This is a genomic window from Mucilaginibacter sp. PAMB04274, assembly GCF_039634385.2.
GTDB lineage: Bacteria > Bacteroidota > Bacteroidia > Sphingobacteriales > Sphingobacteriaceae > Mucilaginibacter.
Genome location: NZ_CP155081.2, coordinates 3,336,668 through 3,354,644, shown reverse-complemented (window position 1 = coordinate 3,354,644; position 17,977 = coordinate 3,336,668). Strand labels below are relative to the sequence as shown.

Annotated in this window: 8 protein-coding genes; all 8 read left to right on the top strand. The window is 44.2% G+C overall.

Features of this window, described 5'->3' with window-relative positions; genetic code table 11:
• Nucleotides 1-510 precede the first annotated feature (510 nt).
• The 8 genes from ABDD95_RS14050 (at nt 511) to ABDD95_RS14015 (ending at nt 17,896) form a co-directional block, all read left to right on the top strand.
• The gene (locus ABDD95_RS14050; RefSeq protein WP_345947967.1) at nt 511-3,543 is read left to right on the top strand and encodes a SusC/RagA family TonB-linked outer membrane protein; all 3,033 of its coding nucleotides are present in this window, start codon (nt 511-513) and stop codon (nt 3,541-3,543) included.
• Between the two features lie 13 nt (nt 3,544-3,556).
• Nucleotides 3,557-5,290 carry a RagB/SusD family nutrient uptake outer membrane protein gene (locus ABDD95_RS14045; protein ID WP_345947966.1) on the top strand — a complete coding sequence of 578 codons (1,734 nt, stop codon included), beginning with the start codon at nt 3,557-3,559 and terminating at the stop codon, nt 5,288-5,290.
• Between the two features lie 41 nt (nt 5,291-5,331).
• The gene (locus tag ABDD95_RS14040; protein ID WP_345947965.1) at nt 5,332-8,475 is read left to right on the top strand and encodes a TonB-dependent receptor; all 3,144 of its coding nucleotides are present in this window, start codon (nt 5,332-5,334) and stop codon (nt 8,473-8,475) included.
• 33 nt (nt 8,476-8,508) lie between these two features.
• Nucleotides 8,509-10,329 (top strand): RagB/SusD family nutrient uptake outer membrane protein, encoded by a 1,821-nt coding sequence (locus ABDD95_RS14035; RefSeq protein WP_345947964.1) that lies wholly within the window; start codon nt 8,509-8,511, stop codon nt 10,327-10,329.
• 208 nt (nt 10,330-10,537) lie between these two features.
• Nucleotides 10,538-11,539: a glycoside hydrolase family 43 protein gene (locus ABDD95_RS14030; protein WP_345947963.1), complete on the top strand. Its 1,002-nt coding sequence runs from the start codon at nt 10,538-10,540 to the stop codon at nt 11,537-11,539.
• Nucleotides 11,540-11,623: 84 nt separating this feature from the next.
• Nucleotides 11,624-13,321, top strand: coding sequence for a beta-xylosidase (locus tag ABDD95_RS14025; RefSeq protein WP_345947962.1), 1,698 nt, complete (start codon nt 11,624-11,626; stop codon nt 13,319-13,321).
• A gap of 23 nt (nt 13,322-13,344) precedes the next feature.
• Nucleotides 13,345-15,756 carry a glycoside hydrolase family 2 TIM barrel-domain containing protein gene (locus tag ABDD95_RS14020; RefSeq protein ID WP_345947961.1) on the top strand — a complete coding sequence of 804 codons (2,412 nt, stop codon included), beginning with the start codon at nt 13,345-13,347 and terminating at the stop codon, nt 15,754-15,756.
• A 34-nt stretch (nt 15,757-15,790) separates the two neighbouring features.
• Complete coding sequence (locus ABDD95_RS14015; protein ID WP_345947960.1) at nt 15,791-17,896, top strand: DUF2264 domain-containing protein; 2,106 nt, start codon at nt 15,791-15,793, stop codon at nt 17,894-17,896.
• Nucleotides 17,897-17,977: the final 81 nt, after the last annotated feature.

Here is a 17,977-nt window from a genome sequence, read left to right as displayed (position 1 = left end):
TGCAATGAGAAGAAACCAAAACCAATTATAACCAAACCAATTTATGAAAAAACATTTACCTAGTTAAACTCCAATCAACGCTCCCAATGCCACTAATTGATGGTATAAAATGCAGCGACCAAGCTATTGCTTTTATAGTAGTAGTAAGCCAATTAGGCAACCAATATTATTAAAATCTGTTGCGGGATGTTAGTCAGCCCCACTTGCATGTTTTTACATTAATCCCGTGTGATCTACCTGTGTATACTATGTGTATACTATAGGCCTTGGCACTGCTTTGTCCAATTTACTTGGATAAAAGAATAATAGCGTGGGTTATTAGGTGCCTAACATTAATTAATAGGTGATGATAGCTCTCGCATACTATGGGGGACCAACTATATAAGCTATATGGCGATGTTTCAGGAGCAACGAATTTTTAAGGAAGCGGCTTCAATTAGTAATCACTAAAGTTTTCCAATTACAACATCCTTTTATAAACAGAAAATACTAACCAATTACTCTTTAATTATGAAAGTTTTGCTCAAAACCACACTGCTATGCCTATGGACATTCGTGTCCTTGAGTGTAGTGGCCTCCTCGTACAGCAAAAAACCACATCCAACCCCTAAGCGATTCCCCCAAACTACCCGGGCCGATTATCAGGGTACGGTGTCGGATGCTCAGAACAACCCTTTAGCCGATGTTGCAATCAGGGTGTCGGGAAAGCAGATAGTAGTTAAAACCAACAGGAAAGGCCTATTCAATTTAACGGCAGAAAGTGGCGACACCATTGTTGTAAGTTTAAACGGATTTAAGAACTTAACCTACATTTTGGGTAACGAAGCTCAACTTGCCCTAACATTAGAAGCAGATAACACTTTGCCGTTGGTTAAGCCTACCACAGTGCAGCAGATATACCATTCTGTGCCACAGGAGTTTAACGTTAGTTCAACAGACGCTGTGTATAACAGCGAGTTGATTAAATCTCCGGTTACAAGTTTTAGAAATGCAATAACCGGCCGGCTCGCTGGTTTGTATACATTACAAACGTCCGGCCTGCCTGGTTCAGACGGGGCAAACCTAACCTTAAGGGGCCAGAGCCCTATAATTCTGATAGATGGAGTAGTTGCCAACCTAACCACTTTTGACTTAGAAGAGATTGAATCGGTGACAGTTTTAAAGGATGCACTTGCCACGGCCATGTTAGGCGTACGTGGTAGCCATGGGGCCATCTTGGTTACTACCCGAAAGGGGAGTGCCAGAAAACAGCAGCTGTCGTTCACCGTGCAGTCTGCCATACAACAGCCAATAACCTGGCCTAAACCGCTAAACGCGTTCAACTATGCAACGCTGAGAAATGAAGCATTACGCAATGACGGCGTGCCGGCTGCATCCGGTTTATATTACAATCAGGCTGCGCTTGATGCTTACAAAAACAATTCTGATCCCATTAATTTTCCGAATGTAGATTACAGGCGGGCTATTACCAAAAACAGTTCTGTATTTAATAGGTACACCTTTAGTGCAAGCGGTGGCAACCAGTCGGCCAAATATTTCGTTTCATTAGAACATGTAAACCAGGGCGGCTTTTTTAAAACGGTTGATACTACCGCTTATAATACTAACAACAACTTTAAAAGCTATGTCATCCGCTCAAACGTAGATTTGAACATTACCAACAAGCTAACCGGCGGGTTATATCTTTTAGGTAGAATTCAGAATACAAACGAGCCTGGCGTTACTACCGGAACAATTATCTCCAATTTGTTAAACACTCCGGCTAATGCGTACCCACTTTTAAATCCTAACAATTCCTATGGCGGTTCGCAACTGTATCAAACTAACCTTTTGGCGCAAACCATTGGCTCAGGTTACCGGCAACGATATTTCAGAGATATCCTCGTGAACCTGTATTTAAAGCAGAATCTGGATGATTTAGTTAAAGGCTTATGGATTAAAGGAAAAGTGGCCTATAACTCAACTCTGGCAGAAGATATCAACAGAAGCAAATCATTTGCAGTGTTTCAGCAAGGTACCGCATCACTGGCTCAATTCGGAACAAATGGCGCACAATCAAATTCCAATTCAATAGCCTACCAGGGCAGGCAGGATTACGAGGAGTTTTCGATTGGGTACGATAAGAACTTTGATAAGCATGGTTTAAATATACTGTTGTTGGCCAATAGGGACAATACAACCACCCCAAGCGATGCGCAAGCGTTGCCATATACCATTGTGGGGACCTCCGGTAGGTTTGCCTATAATTACGATGGTAAATACCTGGCAGAAGCTGCCTTTGGATTTAATGGTTCGAACCGCTACCCGCCTGATGGCAACACCAAGCTGGGCTTCTTTCCAGCTTTCGGCTTGGGATGGAACATGGAGAAAGAGGATTTTATGAAGCCGGTAAGCATGTTTAATCGTTTAAAGCTTTATGCCTCTTACGGTATAAGTGGATGGGATAATCCTGGTTATTTCATTTACTACCCACGCTATTTTGACGGCCCTTCCCCTTATTTTGGAACCGGTGCAGGTACAGTAACATCTATCACAGAGGGAGTACTGCCCAATGCCAACATAACGTTCGAGAAAGCAAAAAAACTAAATATTGGATTAACCGGAACATTACTGGATAACAGGCTGTCGTTCACGGCTGAGTATTTTAATAATAAATACTATGATTTAATTCAGCAACGTGGTGCCAGTGCTGGTTTGTTGGGCAATATTTACCCTGATGAGAACATTGGGCAAAACAGGTATTATGGTTGGGAAGGGCAGTTGAGCTGGCAACAACATGTTAACAAGTTCCAATACTTTATATCGGTAAACGCATCAACCGTAGGCAGCAAAGTATTATTTGCTGATGAAGTAGCCCGTCCATACGCCTACATGTATCAAACAGGTCAGCCCGTTGGCCAGCAGTTCGGATATGTTTCACAAGGTTTATTTCAAAGCCAGGCCGAAATTAACAGTAGCCCTACCACTGTTGGTTACAAACCACAGCCGGGTGATATCAAGTATCAGGATCTAAACGCCGACGGAATCATCAATCAAAATGATATTACTGCTATCGGGTCTACCAAGCCGCTTTTCTTTTACGGCATTTCACTCGGTGCAGGCTGGAAAGGAATTGATTTTAGCGTGCTGTTTCAAGGCGTCCAAAACAGAAATGTTTATTTAAGCGGTAACAGTTACTGGGCGTTTCAGAACAACGGTACCGGACAAGCATACGAACAGAACCTGAACCGATGGACGCCACAAACGGCAGCAACGGCCACCTACCCGCGGCTGAGTTATGGTGCCAATTCTAACAACGATGCCATGTCTTCTTTCTGGATCAGGAGCGGGGATTATTTCCGCTTAAAAAATATTGAGATAGGCTATTCCTTGCCAACCGCATGGGTGAGCAAATTGGGACTAAGTTCTACAAGGCTTTTTGCCAATGGCTATAATCTGTTTACAAAAAGTTCATCACAATTGGATGGATTGTCTCCTGAGTCTTTTGCTGGTGGCTTCCCGGTACTCCGCCTCTATAACTTTGGTATAAACGTAAAATTTTAACGACCTCAAAAGTATGAAAAAGCATTTTTACTTAATATGTTCATTCGGGCTGTTCATCTTCATGAGTACGTCCTGTCGTAAGTACGAAGAGCAGCCAAAAGACTGGTTTACCAAAGAAATGGCCTTCGACTCAACCGACAAGAATGGAATTGTAGCAGGTTATGTGTTGAACAACATTTATACCTACATCCCCGACGGGTTTGCCCGGGTAAACGGCGAATTTTTAGATGCAGCAACAGATGATGCCGTACCATCGAGATACAACACGCAGGTTGAATATTTTACCCGCGGTACGGTTACGGCTCAAAATAACCCTGAAGAAAATACCGGCAACGGCTACACACTAACTTTTTGGGCCAATTGTTATTCCGGCATTCGCAGAGCCAACTTGTTTTTAGCCAATATTAACAAAGTGCCGGTAACCGCGCAAACTAAGCAATACTGGATTTCGGAAGCCCGTTTTTTGCGTGCCTATTTTTACTGGGAACTGCTTAAAAGATATGGCGGTGTGCCCCTTTTAGGTGATACCGTTTACGGTTTGGAAGATGACATTAAACTTCCCCGGAACACTTTTGCTGAAACAGTAGATTACATTATAAGTGAATGTAATTCGGTCAAAAATAATATGCGCCCTGATCCTGTTTCCTCTTCCGACTTCGGGCGGGTATCAAAAGGTGCAGCGGTTGCATTGAAATGCCGTGTATTGCTTTATGCTGCCAGTCCGCTTTTTAACGGCGGTGGTTTTGAATCTGATGCCACAAAAAAGGCATTAACCGGTTACCCAAGCAATAACCCAAATCGCTGGCAAGCAGTTGCAGATGCTTATACCGAATTTAAAGCTTTGGGTTATTACAACCTGGTTTCCAGCGGTACTCCAACGCCTTTTATCTCAGTATTCATCAATAAGATGTCGGCCGAAATAATTTTTGCCAAGCAAAGTGCCAACACCCTTACACTCGAGAATAACCAATCTCCTGTTGGATACATTGCCGCAAACGTAAAAAGTCAGGGGTTAACCAGTCCTACCCAAAATTTGGTTGATGCATTTCCAATGTTAAACGGATTGGGTATCAATGATGCCGGATCAGGCTATTCGGCGTCTGCGCCTTACAATGGCCGTGATCCGAGGTTGGCTGCCACTGTGTTTCATAATGGTTTAACCTGGTTAAACCGCCCTGTGCAAACTTATGAAGGCGGTTTAGACAAACCCAATAACACGGGTATATCCACTGTTCAAACCCGTACTGGTTATTACCTGCGTAAATTCTTGGGCAACTTTGCTACCAGTACTACCTACTCTAATACCAGTCATAACTTTCCCATTTTTCGTTATGCGGAGATCATCCTGAATTATGCTGAAGCGCTGAATGAACTTGGGCGAACAGAAGAGGCCGTTCAACAGGTTGCTTTAATAAGACAACGGGGAGGTATTGCTGCAGGCGCCAACAGCCGGTATGGTGTACCTGCTGGAATTACTCAGGCAAACCTCAGAACGCTCATTATGAACGAACGCAGGATTGAATTTGCCTTTGAGGAACACCGCTTTTGGGATATACGTAGATGGAAAATAGCTCCCCAGGTGATGACACAGAATCTGACCGGCGTTTCTATAACTAATGGAACAACGCCATCTTTTCAACCAATTTCTGTAACAACGCCGGTGTGGAATGATCGCCTGTATCATATGCCCATCCCTTATGACGAAGTGCTCAAGAATCCCAAACTCATTCAAAACGAGGGCTGGTAACCTCTATGTTCAGGCAATTAATCATCAATTAAAGATTAAAAATGAAAAATATTTTTTATTGGGTTCTCGCCATCTACTGCTTATGCAGTGTGAAAGCCATGGCGCAGAACAACAACATCTCAGGATTGGTTTCAGACACAACGGGTGCTCCCATAGCTGGCGCAACCGTTACAGAAAAGGGGGTAAGCAATTCCGTTCAAACGAACGCTGTAGGTCGTTTTACACTTGCCTTAAAAGGTACATCAAAAACGCTGGTAGTATCTATTGTAGGTTTTATTACAAGGGAGATTAACATAGGCAGTCAGCAAACAATATCGGTAAGGCTGAGAGAATCTTCTCAAGGGCTTTCAGAAGTTGTAGTGGTAGGCTATGGTACGCAAAAAAAGATAACAACCACAGGCGCCATTAGCACAGTATCGGGTGCAGACCTGCGCCGAAACCCTGCTGCCAGTATTCAGAACACGATGGCTGGAAAACTTCCGGGCTTTTTTACGCAGCAAACCTCGGGGCGCCCGGGTGCAGATGGGGCCGATTTTTACATTCGTGGGGTTAGTTCTTTCAACTCCGGTAACAACTCGCCTACTATTTATGTAGATGATATTGAGTATACGCTCGATCAGTTTTCGAGGCTCGACCCAAATGAAATTGAATCGGTAACGGTTTTGAAAGATGCATCGGCAACGGCTGTATTTGGTGTTAGGGGAGCTAATGGTGTAATTATCGTTACCACCCGTCGCGGCAAAATTGGTACCCCTCAAATTACTTTTCGCGGAGAGACCAGCATTTCACAGCCTACTATTTTCCCCAAATTCCTGAATGCGTATGATGCTGCGGTACTGTACAACCAGGGCAAAAAAAACGATGGCCAAACACCCCAGTTTTCGGATGCTGATTTGGCCGCCTACCGCGATCATACCGACCCTTACGGGCATCCGGACATAAACTGGAAAGATGAGTTGTTTAAAAAGTATAGCCAACAGTATCGCGGCAACTTTGATGTTAGCGGTGGCAGTCAAACCGTTAGATACTTTGTATCTGCCGGCTATCTTCATCAGGATGGTATGGTAAAGGATTTTGGTAGCAAGGTTGGCGTGAATAACAATTATTACAACGAGCGCTATAACTACCGTTCAAACCTCGATTTGAAATTAACCTCAAGTACAGATTTCAAAATTGATTTATCAGGCAACATCAGCACCATCAATGTGCCGCAAGTAGGTAGTCCGAACGGCTGGAATGATGTATTTGCCGATTATGGCAGTATATGGACGCTTGCACCCTGGGCTTATCCGCTTTACAATCCGGATGGATCATTAGGTTACAGCCAGTGGGCCCGTAGTCCGGGTACAGGTGGTACCGTTTACGATGCCAATAACATTATTGGCCGGCTAACTTACCTGGGCTATGTGCGCACGTTTGAAAACAACATGAACTTAGCAGCACAATTAAATCAAAAGCTGAATTTCGTTACAAAAGGCTTATCGTTAAAAGGAACTTTATCTTACGCTTCTAACTACAACAATCCCAACGTACGCATGGATGGCGGCGAGTTTCCTTCCTTTATTTACGATGCTGCTGCTAATACCTATACACCCCGCAATAGTAACGTTTTCCGTGTAAGGAGGTTAATAAGGGGCTCCAATAATGGTAGTACTATCCGGTTGCTCAATGCGCAGGCATCTTTAAATTACGACAGAAGCTTCGGATCTCATCATGTAAACGCCCTGGCACTGGTGTTACAACAATCTGATACGCGGGCCGGCACCGGCGAGTACAATTTTAAACCTACCGTGTTTAGAAGTTATGTTGGTCGTTTAGGTTATAATTTCAGGGAAAAATATCTACTGGAATTTAATGGCGCTATTAACGGGTCAGACCGTTTTTACATTGATAAGCGCTTTGGTTTCTTTCCTGCGATATCAGCCGGCTGGGTAATGAGTCAGGAAGCATTTATGAAGAAGGTAGATTTTGTTAGTTTATTTAAAATTCGGGGTTCTTATGGTTTAACAGGTAACGACAAACTGGGTGGATTTACCTATTACTATCAGCAGGTTTACACCTCTAATGGAAACCAGACTTACTTTGGCAACCCCAACCCTAACACAAGCGGCGGTATATATGAAGGCAGACTGGGGAACCTGGAGGTAACCTGGGAAACTGAAAAGAAACTGGACTTAGGTTTAGAGCTGGGTTTTTTTAACAATAAGCTTACCACTACAGTTGAATATTTTAATAACAATAGGTTTGATATCCTTACAGACCGCGGCGGAGCAGCCGATTCACGGTTTGGCTCTGTTTCGCGGACTGTTGGGCAAGACTTGCCACCCGTAAACATAGGTAAGGTTAACAATAAGGGTTACGAAGTTGATGTAAATTATAACGGAAGGGTTGCAAAGGATTTTACTTTTAGTGTAAGAGGAACTTATTCTTTTGCAAAAAACAGAATTGATTTTGCTGATGAACCTTCATACTTGTACAGTTACCAGGCATACACAGGTCACCCCATCAATACACAGCGTGTTTATACGTGGATTGGTTATTACCAGGATGCTAATGATATTGCCAACAGTGCTAAGCCTGCCGGCCTTACCGTTCGTCCGGGAGATTTGAAATATGCTGACTTAAATGGAGACGGTATTATTAACGGCTATGATGCCAGCGTACAGGGTAACCCTAATATCCCTAATACAACAGGGGGCTTAAATTTATCGGTACGGTATAAAAATTTCAACTTTGGTGTATTTTTCCAGGGATCAAGAAATTTCAATGTGCGGGGCGCTGCCGAAGCCATTCAGCCATTCGGCTCTAACTTCAGGGCTATTCATCAGCAGGCCTGGACACCCGAAAATGCCGGCAACGCGCAGTTTCCGCTGCTTTCGTTCATTCCCGGTATCAGCGATTCGAGGGCCTATCCGTCTACCTTCTGGTTAATTCCGGGAGATTTTATCCGCTTAAAAACCGCCGAAATTGGCTACGCATTTCCCAAGAGTATTGCGTCAAAACTAAAAATGAAGGATTTGAGAATATACTCTAACGGATACAATTTATTTACCTGGACCAAGCTTAGTAAGCTTTATCAATTGGATCCGGAAATTGGTCAGGGTACAAACGGATCAGGCGGTACCGACAGGACCAATTATCCGCCGCAAAGGACATTTAACTTTGGTATTTCTGCAACATTTTAATGATTGAGGTTTAAATCAATAACAAGATATTTTATGAGAAAGAGCTTATTTATCATATTAGGTGCTTACATAGTCCTATCTTCCTGCAGCAAAACATCAGGGTTTCTGGATACTTCAGCACCTGCCTTGGATGAAGCGCAAACATTTACCGACAGTTTGCGCACTATGCAATTTTTAAACGGGATTTATGCTGAAGGAAATGCTGGTGAAACCAGTTATGCAGGCATCGGGTTTTCCTTCAACAAACGAAGATGGGAAACGCACGGCAACTGGGAAACCTCTGCAGACGATGCAGAATACTCATTAAGCTCTGCCACCCGTCCATCAGTAATGTTTTATCAGGGCACCTTTTCACCGGCAAACTACGGTTCAAGCCCAAAGGCTACAGATATTTGGGCAACACCGTACCGGAATATACGACGGTGTAATGTGCTGTTAAAAAATATTGACAGGGGGCCTCTTACTAATGTTACCAAAAACCGAATGCGCGGTGAGGCACGGTGTTTACGTGCCTGGTACTACCTGCAGCTGCTTATTGTTTACGGCGGGGTGCCAAACGTAGGCGATAGTGTTTATGGCATCGAAGATTTTATTGATCTTCCGCGTCAAAATTTTGCGGAATTTGTGACTTACCTATCTAACGAGCTCGATCAGGCAATGCAACTGTTGCCCGCACCTAACGCGGCTCCGCCTGCAGGGTACCAGGATGCTGATTTTGGCCGGGTAACTAAAGGAACCGCAATGGGGTTAAAATCAAGGTTGTTGTTATATGCTGCCAGTCCGTTGTTTAATGGCGGTGCCATACCGGCTGCAAATGCACAGCAAAAGGCAATTGTAAGTTACCCGGAGTACAACGTAAGCCGCTGGCAGGCCGCAGCTGATGCAGCTGATGCTGTTATTAATAGCGGATATTATTCTTTAAATGTTAACACTGCCAAACCAGGGCTTGGTTTCTATGAGGTTTTTTTAACCAGGGCCAATAAGGAATATATTTTTATGGTAACCCGTCCAAATAACAAAGATTTTGAGTCTTATTATCTGCCCGGAACAAGGAGTGGTCAGAACTATTCACGCCCTACTCAGGATGTGGTGGATGCGTTTCCGATGCTTAACGGAAAAGCAATTAATGACCCGGCATCTGGTTACAATCCTAATAATCCTTATGTTAAACGCGATCCGCGGTTTAATTACAGTATCATTTTTAATGGCTCCAGGTATCAAAGTAATTCAAATGTTCAGGATTTTGTTTGGACCTTTACCGGCACCGGATCTAACGGCGATGCATTCTCATCTGGCGGTAATACGGGGTATTTTTGCCGTAAAATGTGCGACAGTACCATAACAAATAACGTAGGTGCCAGCCCTACCAGGAACTGGCCATTGATGCGTTATGCCGAAATATTATTAAACTATGCAGAAGCAATTAACGAAACCGGAAGAACAGACCTTTCTTATCCGAAATTAAGAGAACTTAGGGAAAGGGCAGGCATTGAGCCCGGGGCAGATAACAATTATGGAATGAAAGCCAATATGACGCAGGCCGAAATGCGGGCATTTATTCAAAACGAGCGGAGAATTGAGCTGGCCTTTGAAGATCAGCGTTGGCACGATATAAGAAGGTGGAAAATCGCCATGTCGCTTTACAACGGTGGTCCAAATGGTTTTAACCGGGTAATGCATCCAATACGTGTGGGGTCAGCCGGTTCTTTAGCCACCGGAGTTGGCTTAACTTTTACCTACCAGGTTGAAAATAACATTCGTCAGCATGTGTTCAGACCCGAAATGTATTTGTTGCCAATAATGGACGAGGAGATCCGAAAAATGCCGTCGATGATTCAAAATCCAGGATGGTAAATCAACGCAGCTGATTTGTCTTAAACAAATATAGCTTCATAGATAGTAAATAGTTGTAGTGGTGATACCTGAGTGGCTGTCACCATTACATATTTATACCTGCTAAATATGTTGATTGGCCGAAAAAAGACAGCCTACGGGAACTTTTGGAGTGCCATTGGTATATATTAAGGGCACATTTAGGGGTATTGTATAACTTGGTAAAGACATGGTAAAGAATTTCATTGTTATAATGGCCGGAGCATTGCTGCTCATTTCTTCCTCTGCAAGGGCACAGCGGAGTAATAAGATTAGAATCGATGTTCCTTTAGATTCTATTAGGTTGAGCGACCCTTTTATTATGGCCGACCAAAAAACAAATGCTTATTATATGACCGGCACGGGGGGCATGTTATGGAAAAGCAAAAATTTAAAGTTATGGGATGGTCCTTACAACGTGGCTCAGGTTGATACCTCTTCATGGATGGGGCCTAAACCCATGATATGGGCGGCCGAAATACATGAGTATAAAGGTCGCTATTACTATTTTGCCACCTTTACCAACCGTAATATCAAAATTGATAATTATAAGGGTAATACTGTTGAAAGGCGGGCTTGCCATGTTTTGGTTAGCAATAAGCCCGACGGCCCATTTGTTCCTATGAAAGACTCGCTGTACCTGCCTGCCAACAAATCAACTCTGGATGCTACCTTGTGGATTGATAAGGATAACAAGCCGTACATGATTTATTGCCACGAGTGGCTGCAAAACTGGAACGGCACGGTAGAGAAAATTGCATTAAAGCCCGATTTAAGTGGCACCACAGGCGAAGGCAAAGTACTGTTCCGGGCCAGCGATTCGCCCTGGAGCAGGGAAAAAGATGAGCAAGGCTCAGAACGGCCAAACCGGGTTACAGACGGGCCTTATTTGTTTCGGACATTAACCGGGCGTTTAGGCATGATATGGACAAGCTGGGTATACAGCGTTTATACGCAAGGCGTTGCCTATTCAAAAAGCGGTACCCTAGACGGCCCCTGGATACAGGAAAAGCTGCCTATTACTCCGCCCGACTATGGGCATGGTATGTTATTTAAAACGTTGGCGGGAAAGACTTTGATGGCTATTCACAGCCACAAAAGTGTAAACGGCCGTTACATCCGGGTGCCTCATCTGTTCGAAGTTGATCTAACCGGCAACCAAATTAAGGTAGGCAATTCTTATCAACCTTAACTGGAAATTTCTACCTTGTGTACTGTTTTCTAATAACCAACTTACAGCTCTACTGATCACAAAATTCTACTTCCCATTATATCAATGATGCGCAACTATTGGCTATTGTTACTTTTTTTTTACGCCCTAATATTTGGTAAGCAAGCAAATGCACAACCCACACCAGATAGTGCGGCCTATATTACTGTAGATCTGAACCAGAAAGTTGGACCTATGAAACCAGTATGGGCATGGTTTGGATATGACGAGCCCAATTATACCTACATGAAAGATGGTAAAAAGCTGCTTAGTGAGCTAGCGCAGCTAAGTCCTGTTCCGGTATATGTGCGTACGCACAGCCTGTTGGTAACGGGCGATGGCACAGCCGCTTTAAAGTGGGGGTCAACTAATGCTTATACCGAAGATGCTAACGGTAAGCCGGTTTATAATTGGGCCATTATTGACAGTATTTTTGATACCTACGTTAAACGTGGTATGAAGCCGCTGGCGCAAATTGGTTTTATGCCCCGGGCTTTATCCACCCACCCAGAACCTTACCGGCATTATTGGAAACCCGGCGACCCTTATACGGATATTATCACCGGCTGGGCCTATCCGCCTAAAGACTATGATAAGTGGCGCGAATTAGTATATCAATGGGTAAAGCACTCCGTTGACAGGTATGGTAAAAAGGAAGTGGAAAGTTGGTATTGGGAAGTATGGAACGAGCCCAACGGGTACTACTGGAAAGGCTCCCGTGACGAATTCTTTAAACTTTACGATTACGCAGCCGATGGCTTAAAAAAAGCGCTGCCTACTGCAAAAATTGGGGGTATCAACATTGCTGGTACGGGCGGTAAAACTGCTACAGAGTGGACAACTCAATTTATCAAACATTGTATTTCGGGAACTAATTATGCTACCAACAAAAAGGGAGCTCCTTTAGATGCATTGCTGTTTCATGCCAAAGGTAGTCCCAAGCTTAGCAACGGTGTAGTTAGAATGAATATGTCGCCCCAGTTACGCGATATATCAGCAGGATTCAAAATGGCAGCCTCTTACCCCGAAACAAAAAAATTGCCGCTTATTATTGGTGAATCAGATCCGGAAGGCTGTGCGGCCTGCGGTATGGCTACTAACCCCGAGAATGCTTATCGGAACGGCACTTTATACTCCAGCTATACAGCCGCTACCTTTGCACGTAAATATTTATTAGCCGACCGTTATCAGGTCAACTTTCTTGGCGCTGTATCGTGGTCATTCGAGTTTGAAAACCAGCCATGGTTTTATGGCTTCCGCGATTTGGCTACAAACGGCGTAGACAAACCGGTTCTGAACGTTTTCAGGATGTTTGGAATGATGAGGGGCGATCGGGTAAAAGTTGACGGCAACCGAATGCTTCCGTTACAAACCGTTGTCGACTCCAGTATCAGAAAAAATAAAACTGAAATAGGAGCGCTTGCCGCCAAGGCGCCAAAATCGGCCGCTGTAATGGTTTGGAACTATCATGATGAGGATAAGCAAGGTTCTGCTGAACCGGTGAAATTGACAGTCACAGGAGTGCCGGCCAAGGTGGTTACGGTTAAGGTTTATTTAATTGACCGTGACCACAGTAACTCCTATGAGGTATGGAAAAAGATGGGAGCACCACAAAGTCCAACCACCGTCCAGTTTGCAACATTAGAAAAAGCGGGAAAGCTGCAATGTATACAGGTGAAAAAACAAACGGTTCGTGCCGGTGAAGTAAAGCTGCCTTTAGGCTTGCAGCGTCAGGCTGTGGCTTTAGTAACCCTGAACTGGTAACCAATTTCATAACAACCATCTCCATGAAAAAAGTATTGCTTATAGTTCTTTACTGCGCATTCTCCAACCTGTTATTCGGCCAAACAGCAGGTAAATGTTACTTGTTTACCGAAGGGTGGAAGTTCTATAAAGGCGATGCCGGCTCGCAAGCGCAAACAACTGCTTTTGATGATAGCGGCTGGAGGTTAGTTAGCCTGCCGCATGACTGGAGTATTGAAGGGCCTTTTAGTGAGCAATGGGCCAGCGGTACCGGATATCTGCCCGGTGGAATCGGTTGGTATCGTAAAATGTTTCAAGGCGGTGCGTTTCCTTCCTCTGGTAAAACCTTAATTTACTTTGATGGCGTTTACAAAAATAGTGAAGTTTGGATAAACGGACATTTATTAGGCAAACGGCCTAATGGGTTTATACCATTTTATTATGACCTGACCGCTTACCTTAAAAAAGGGAACAACACGTTGGCTGTAAAAGTAGACCATACACAGTTTGCCGATTCGCGTTTTTACACCGGTTCGGGCATTTACCGCAATGTATACCTAATTACCAAAACGCCGGTGTACATGCCGGTTTGGGGTGTAAAGTTTACAACACCTGTTGTGAACGTTAGTCGTTCGGCGGCTAATGTAGATGTGTTAGTTAATAATTCGTTAAATGAAAAAGCTGCCGTTACGCTTCAGGCTACATTACGTTATAAAAATGCTACTGTAGCCAGTTCTAAGCAAAACGTTTTAATTCTGGCCAGGGGTTCAACAAGCAGTCACCTTTCTATCGTGGTGAATGATGTGAAGTTATGGTCAGACAGTAACCCTAATTTGTATGACTTACAAGTTGCTGTTATAAAAAATGGAAAGAAAGTTGATGAGTACAGTCAAAAAGTTGGCTTCAGGTCATTAAAGTTTGATGCGGATAAAGGCTTTTTATTGAATGGAAAGAATACCAAACTCAAAGGCGTTTGTATACATCATGATGCAGGCGCTCTGGGCGCTGCGGTGCCTAAAGATGTGTGGGCAAGGCGTTTAAAGTTACTCAAAGCAGCCGGTTGCAATGCCATCAGGATGAGTCATTATCCGCATCAGGTTTATATGTATGATTTGTGCGACGAGATGGGGTTTTTGGTGATGGATGAGGCCTTTGATGAGTGGGAAGTGGGGAAAAACAAGTGGATAGCAGGCTGGAACGTTGGCAAACCCGGTAAAGACGGCTATCATGAAGCTTTTACAGCATGGGCCCGTCGCGATGTAAAAGATATGGTACTGCGCACACAAAACCATCCGTCAATCATTATGTGGAGCATTGGTAACGAAATTGATTATCCAAACGACCCTTACAGTGCCGAAGTACTAAACACCGGAAGAAACCCGCAAATTTATGGCAAAGGGTACCTGCCCGATCATCCGCCGGCAAGCCGCCTTGGCGAGTTGTCTGAAATGCTGGTAAAAGCAGTTAAAGAAGTAGATACTACCAGAGCTGTGACCGCTGCACTTGCCGGTGTGGTCATGTCAAACACTACCACTTATCCGCAAAACTTAGACATTGTGGGGTATAACTATCAAGAATACCGTTATGCTGGTGACCATAAAAGTTACCCCAAACGAATAATTTATGGCAGCGAGAACGGAAAAACGGCAGATGCTTGGACCGCTGTAGATACCAGCACGAACGTATTCGGCCAGTTTTTGTGGACAGGTTATGACTTTATTGGTGAGGCCAGAAAATGGCCCGTTAGAAGTAGCGGGGCCGGGTTATTGGATTTGGCTGGTTTTCCTAAAGCGGACTTTTATGCCCGCAAAAGCTTATGGTCAGCCGACCCTGTGATTTATTTAACGGCTTCTAAAGCTACAAATGGTAATGAAGACCGGAGCCAGCGCACCTTAAAGCCTTCATGGAACTGGGAAAGGGGAGATAAAATAAGGGTTAATTGCATCTCTAATGTTGAAAGTGCAGCGCTTTTTCTGAACGGAAAGTCATTGGGTAGTAAAGAACGAATAGCTTCAAGCGGACAGGGTACTTTTTGGATGGTGGATTATGAGCCTGGTGAGCTGATGGTAAAAGGCGTCAAAGACGGCAAAAGCGTTTCCTTTACATTAAAAACAACTTCGGCAACCGCGCAGATAAAGGCTACGGCTGATAAAAAAATACTTCGATATGCGCAAAAGGAGCTTGCACATATCGAGATACAACTTACAGATAAAGATGGAAACCCGGTTTACGAAGCCGACAACGAGTTATCAATCAGGGTGGAAGGTCCGGCCAAGCTCCTGGGACTCGAAAGCGGCGATTTGGCCAGCCATGAAAGTTACCAGGCTAACCGGCGGAAGGCCTATCATGGCAAACTGCTGGCATATATACAGTCGCAAAAAAGCCCGGGAGTTATTAAAGTTAGCGTCAGTTCAGCCGGTTTAGCACCAGCAATGGTTACCCTCAAATCTCAGTAAGCTATTTGTTGCATCTTGATTAAACTAGACTTGTATGAAAATTAGACCCATAAAGTTGCTCATTTTGCTATGTGCGTTAATGCAAGGCGCATTTGGTCAGATTTCCGGTGCTGGCTCAACGGTTGGTGTTTTCCTAGCTGATACGGAACCAAGGAGCACCGTTGCTCCTGATAGCACTCCGGGCAATAAAAGGGTATTCGACGTAAGTGATCCCGATACACAGCTGAGTCCACTAACGGGTATGACTAGAAAGCATTGGAAGGACGCCGGTGTTTACCTGTTGGCCGGAGCCTTCAACTACGTCAAGACGCTTGATGACCCGATGGAGTTCCCTAAACAGCCGGGAAAGAGTTATCCACGTGACGATAAGCCGAATGCTACCGAAAAAATGGAAGGGCTGTGCCGCACCATGTTTATAGCCGGCCCACTTTTAAAAGAACAGCCAGATTTAACTATTAATGGCATTCCTCTGGCGAAATATTACAGGCATCAACTGGGTTTAATGCTCAATCCTCAAAGCAGTACTTACATAGAACCTCGTGCTAAGGGCGGAGGGCCGAGCCAGAAGCTTGTTGAGTTTGGCGGGCTTGCTGCCTCTCTGTTGGTAGCGCCCGAAATCTTTTGGACACCTCTATCAACAGAAGTTAAAGCAAAACTATCCGAAACCATGCTGAGCTATGGTGATGGCCCGACGATAGGGATGAACTGGCGCTATTTTAACATCATGATCTTAAGCTTTTACAAAAGCCAGGGATACCAAGTTAATGAGCCATTGCTTAAGGATTTGATGGAAAAATCTTTAGCTCAATACGATGGGCAAGGGTGGTATAATGATAGTCCGTATTATGATTATTACAGCATGTGGGCATTCCAGATGTATGGAAAAATTTGGTCTGAATATTTTGGCAAGAAATATTACCCGGCATACGCCGCCCAACTGGATAAGAACTTTGATAATTTACAGGATAACTATCCTTACATGTTTTCCAAAAAAGGGGAGATGATTATGTGGGGGCGCAGCATTTCTTATCGAATGGGGGCTGCTGTTCCCTTTCCATTAATGGGGTTTACTGCCAATCCAAAGATTAACTATGGGTGGATGCGGCGTATTGCATCGGGCACCATTCTGCAATTTTTGAAAAACCCCGACTTTTTGAAAGACGACGTGCCAACGCTGGGTTTTTATGGAGCTTTTGAGCCAGCCGTTCAGACCTACAGCTGCAGGGGAAGCGTTTTTTGGTTGGGGAAATTGTTTTTAGGGCTGCTGGTTCCGCCAAACAGCCCGTTTTGGACAGCTAAAGAAAATGAGGGGGCCTGGACCACCCAGTTACAAACGGGTAAGGTATACAACAAATACGCAAAAACGTCGAACGTTCTGATTACTGATTATCCGGATATTGGTGCTTCGGAGATTAGGGCGTGGTGTTACAGCAAAACTGTGGGGGTATACCAAGGAACGGAGAATTATACCAGGCTTTCCTACAACAGTGCTTTCCCGTGGCAAGCCGATGGCAAGAATGGTGAAGTGGCAATGGGCTATGTGTTCAAAACTGATAAAGATGAATGGGAGGCCATGCGCATGTTTACTTTTAAGGGATATGATAATGGTGTTTATTACCGCGATGGCGTGTTTGCGTCAAATGATAAAGTAAAAATAAATCTGGCCGAAATTCCACTTCCAAATGGTGTTTTGAGAATAGACAGAAACATGAGTACGGTACCGGCAACCATCAGGTCGGGGCACTACTCACTGCCCGCTGTTAACGGAACAATCAAAAGGGAAACCCGCCGCATTAAGGGACATCAGGTTGAAATTATAGACAACGGTATTTACCAGCTTGCTTTGGTATCACTCAGTGGATGGGATAAAGTGGAGGTGGTTAATAGTACCGGCTTACATCCGGTTGCGCTAAAAAGTGCGGTTATCGATGTAGAGGATAAGTACGACCCGGCTCAACATTCTGACAACTTATATGCAACGCTAATGCTTTGGAAGAAATCAGGGGAACAATGGTTGGAAAAGGAATTGCTGCCAGTTCGTAAAATGAAGTACACAGTTAAAAAAGGAACCGTAAGCCTTTCTTTTTACAGTGGGGATAAAAAGATAGTTGATTTTAATTCGAGAAGTGAAGCGAAATAAAGGTTGCATGCTAATCATCTTTTTATGGATACGGTCAGATGATCCTGGGGCCGGTTCGCTGTATGCGCAGCTTCATTAACG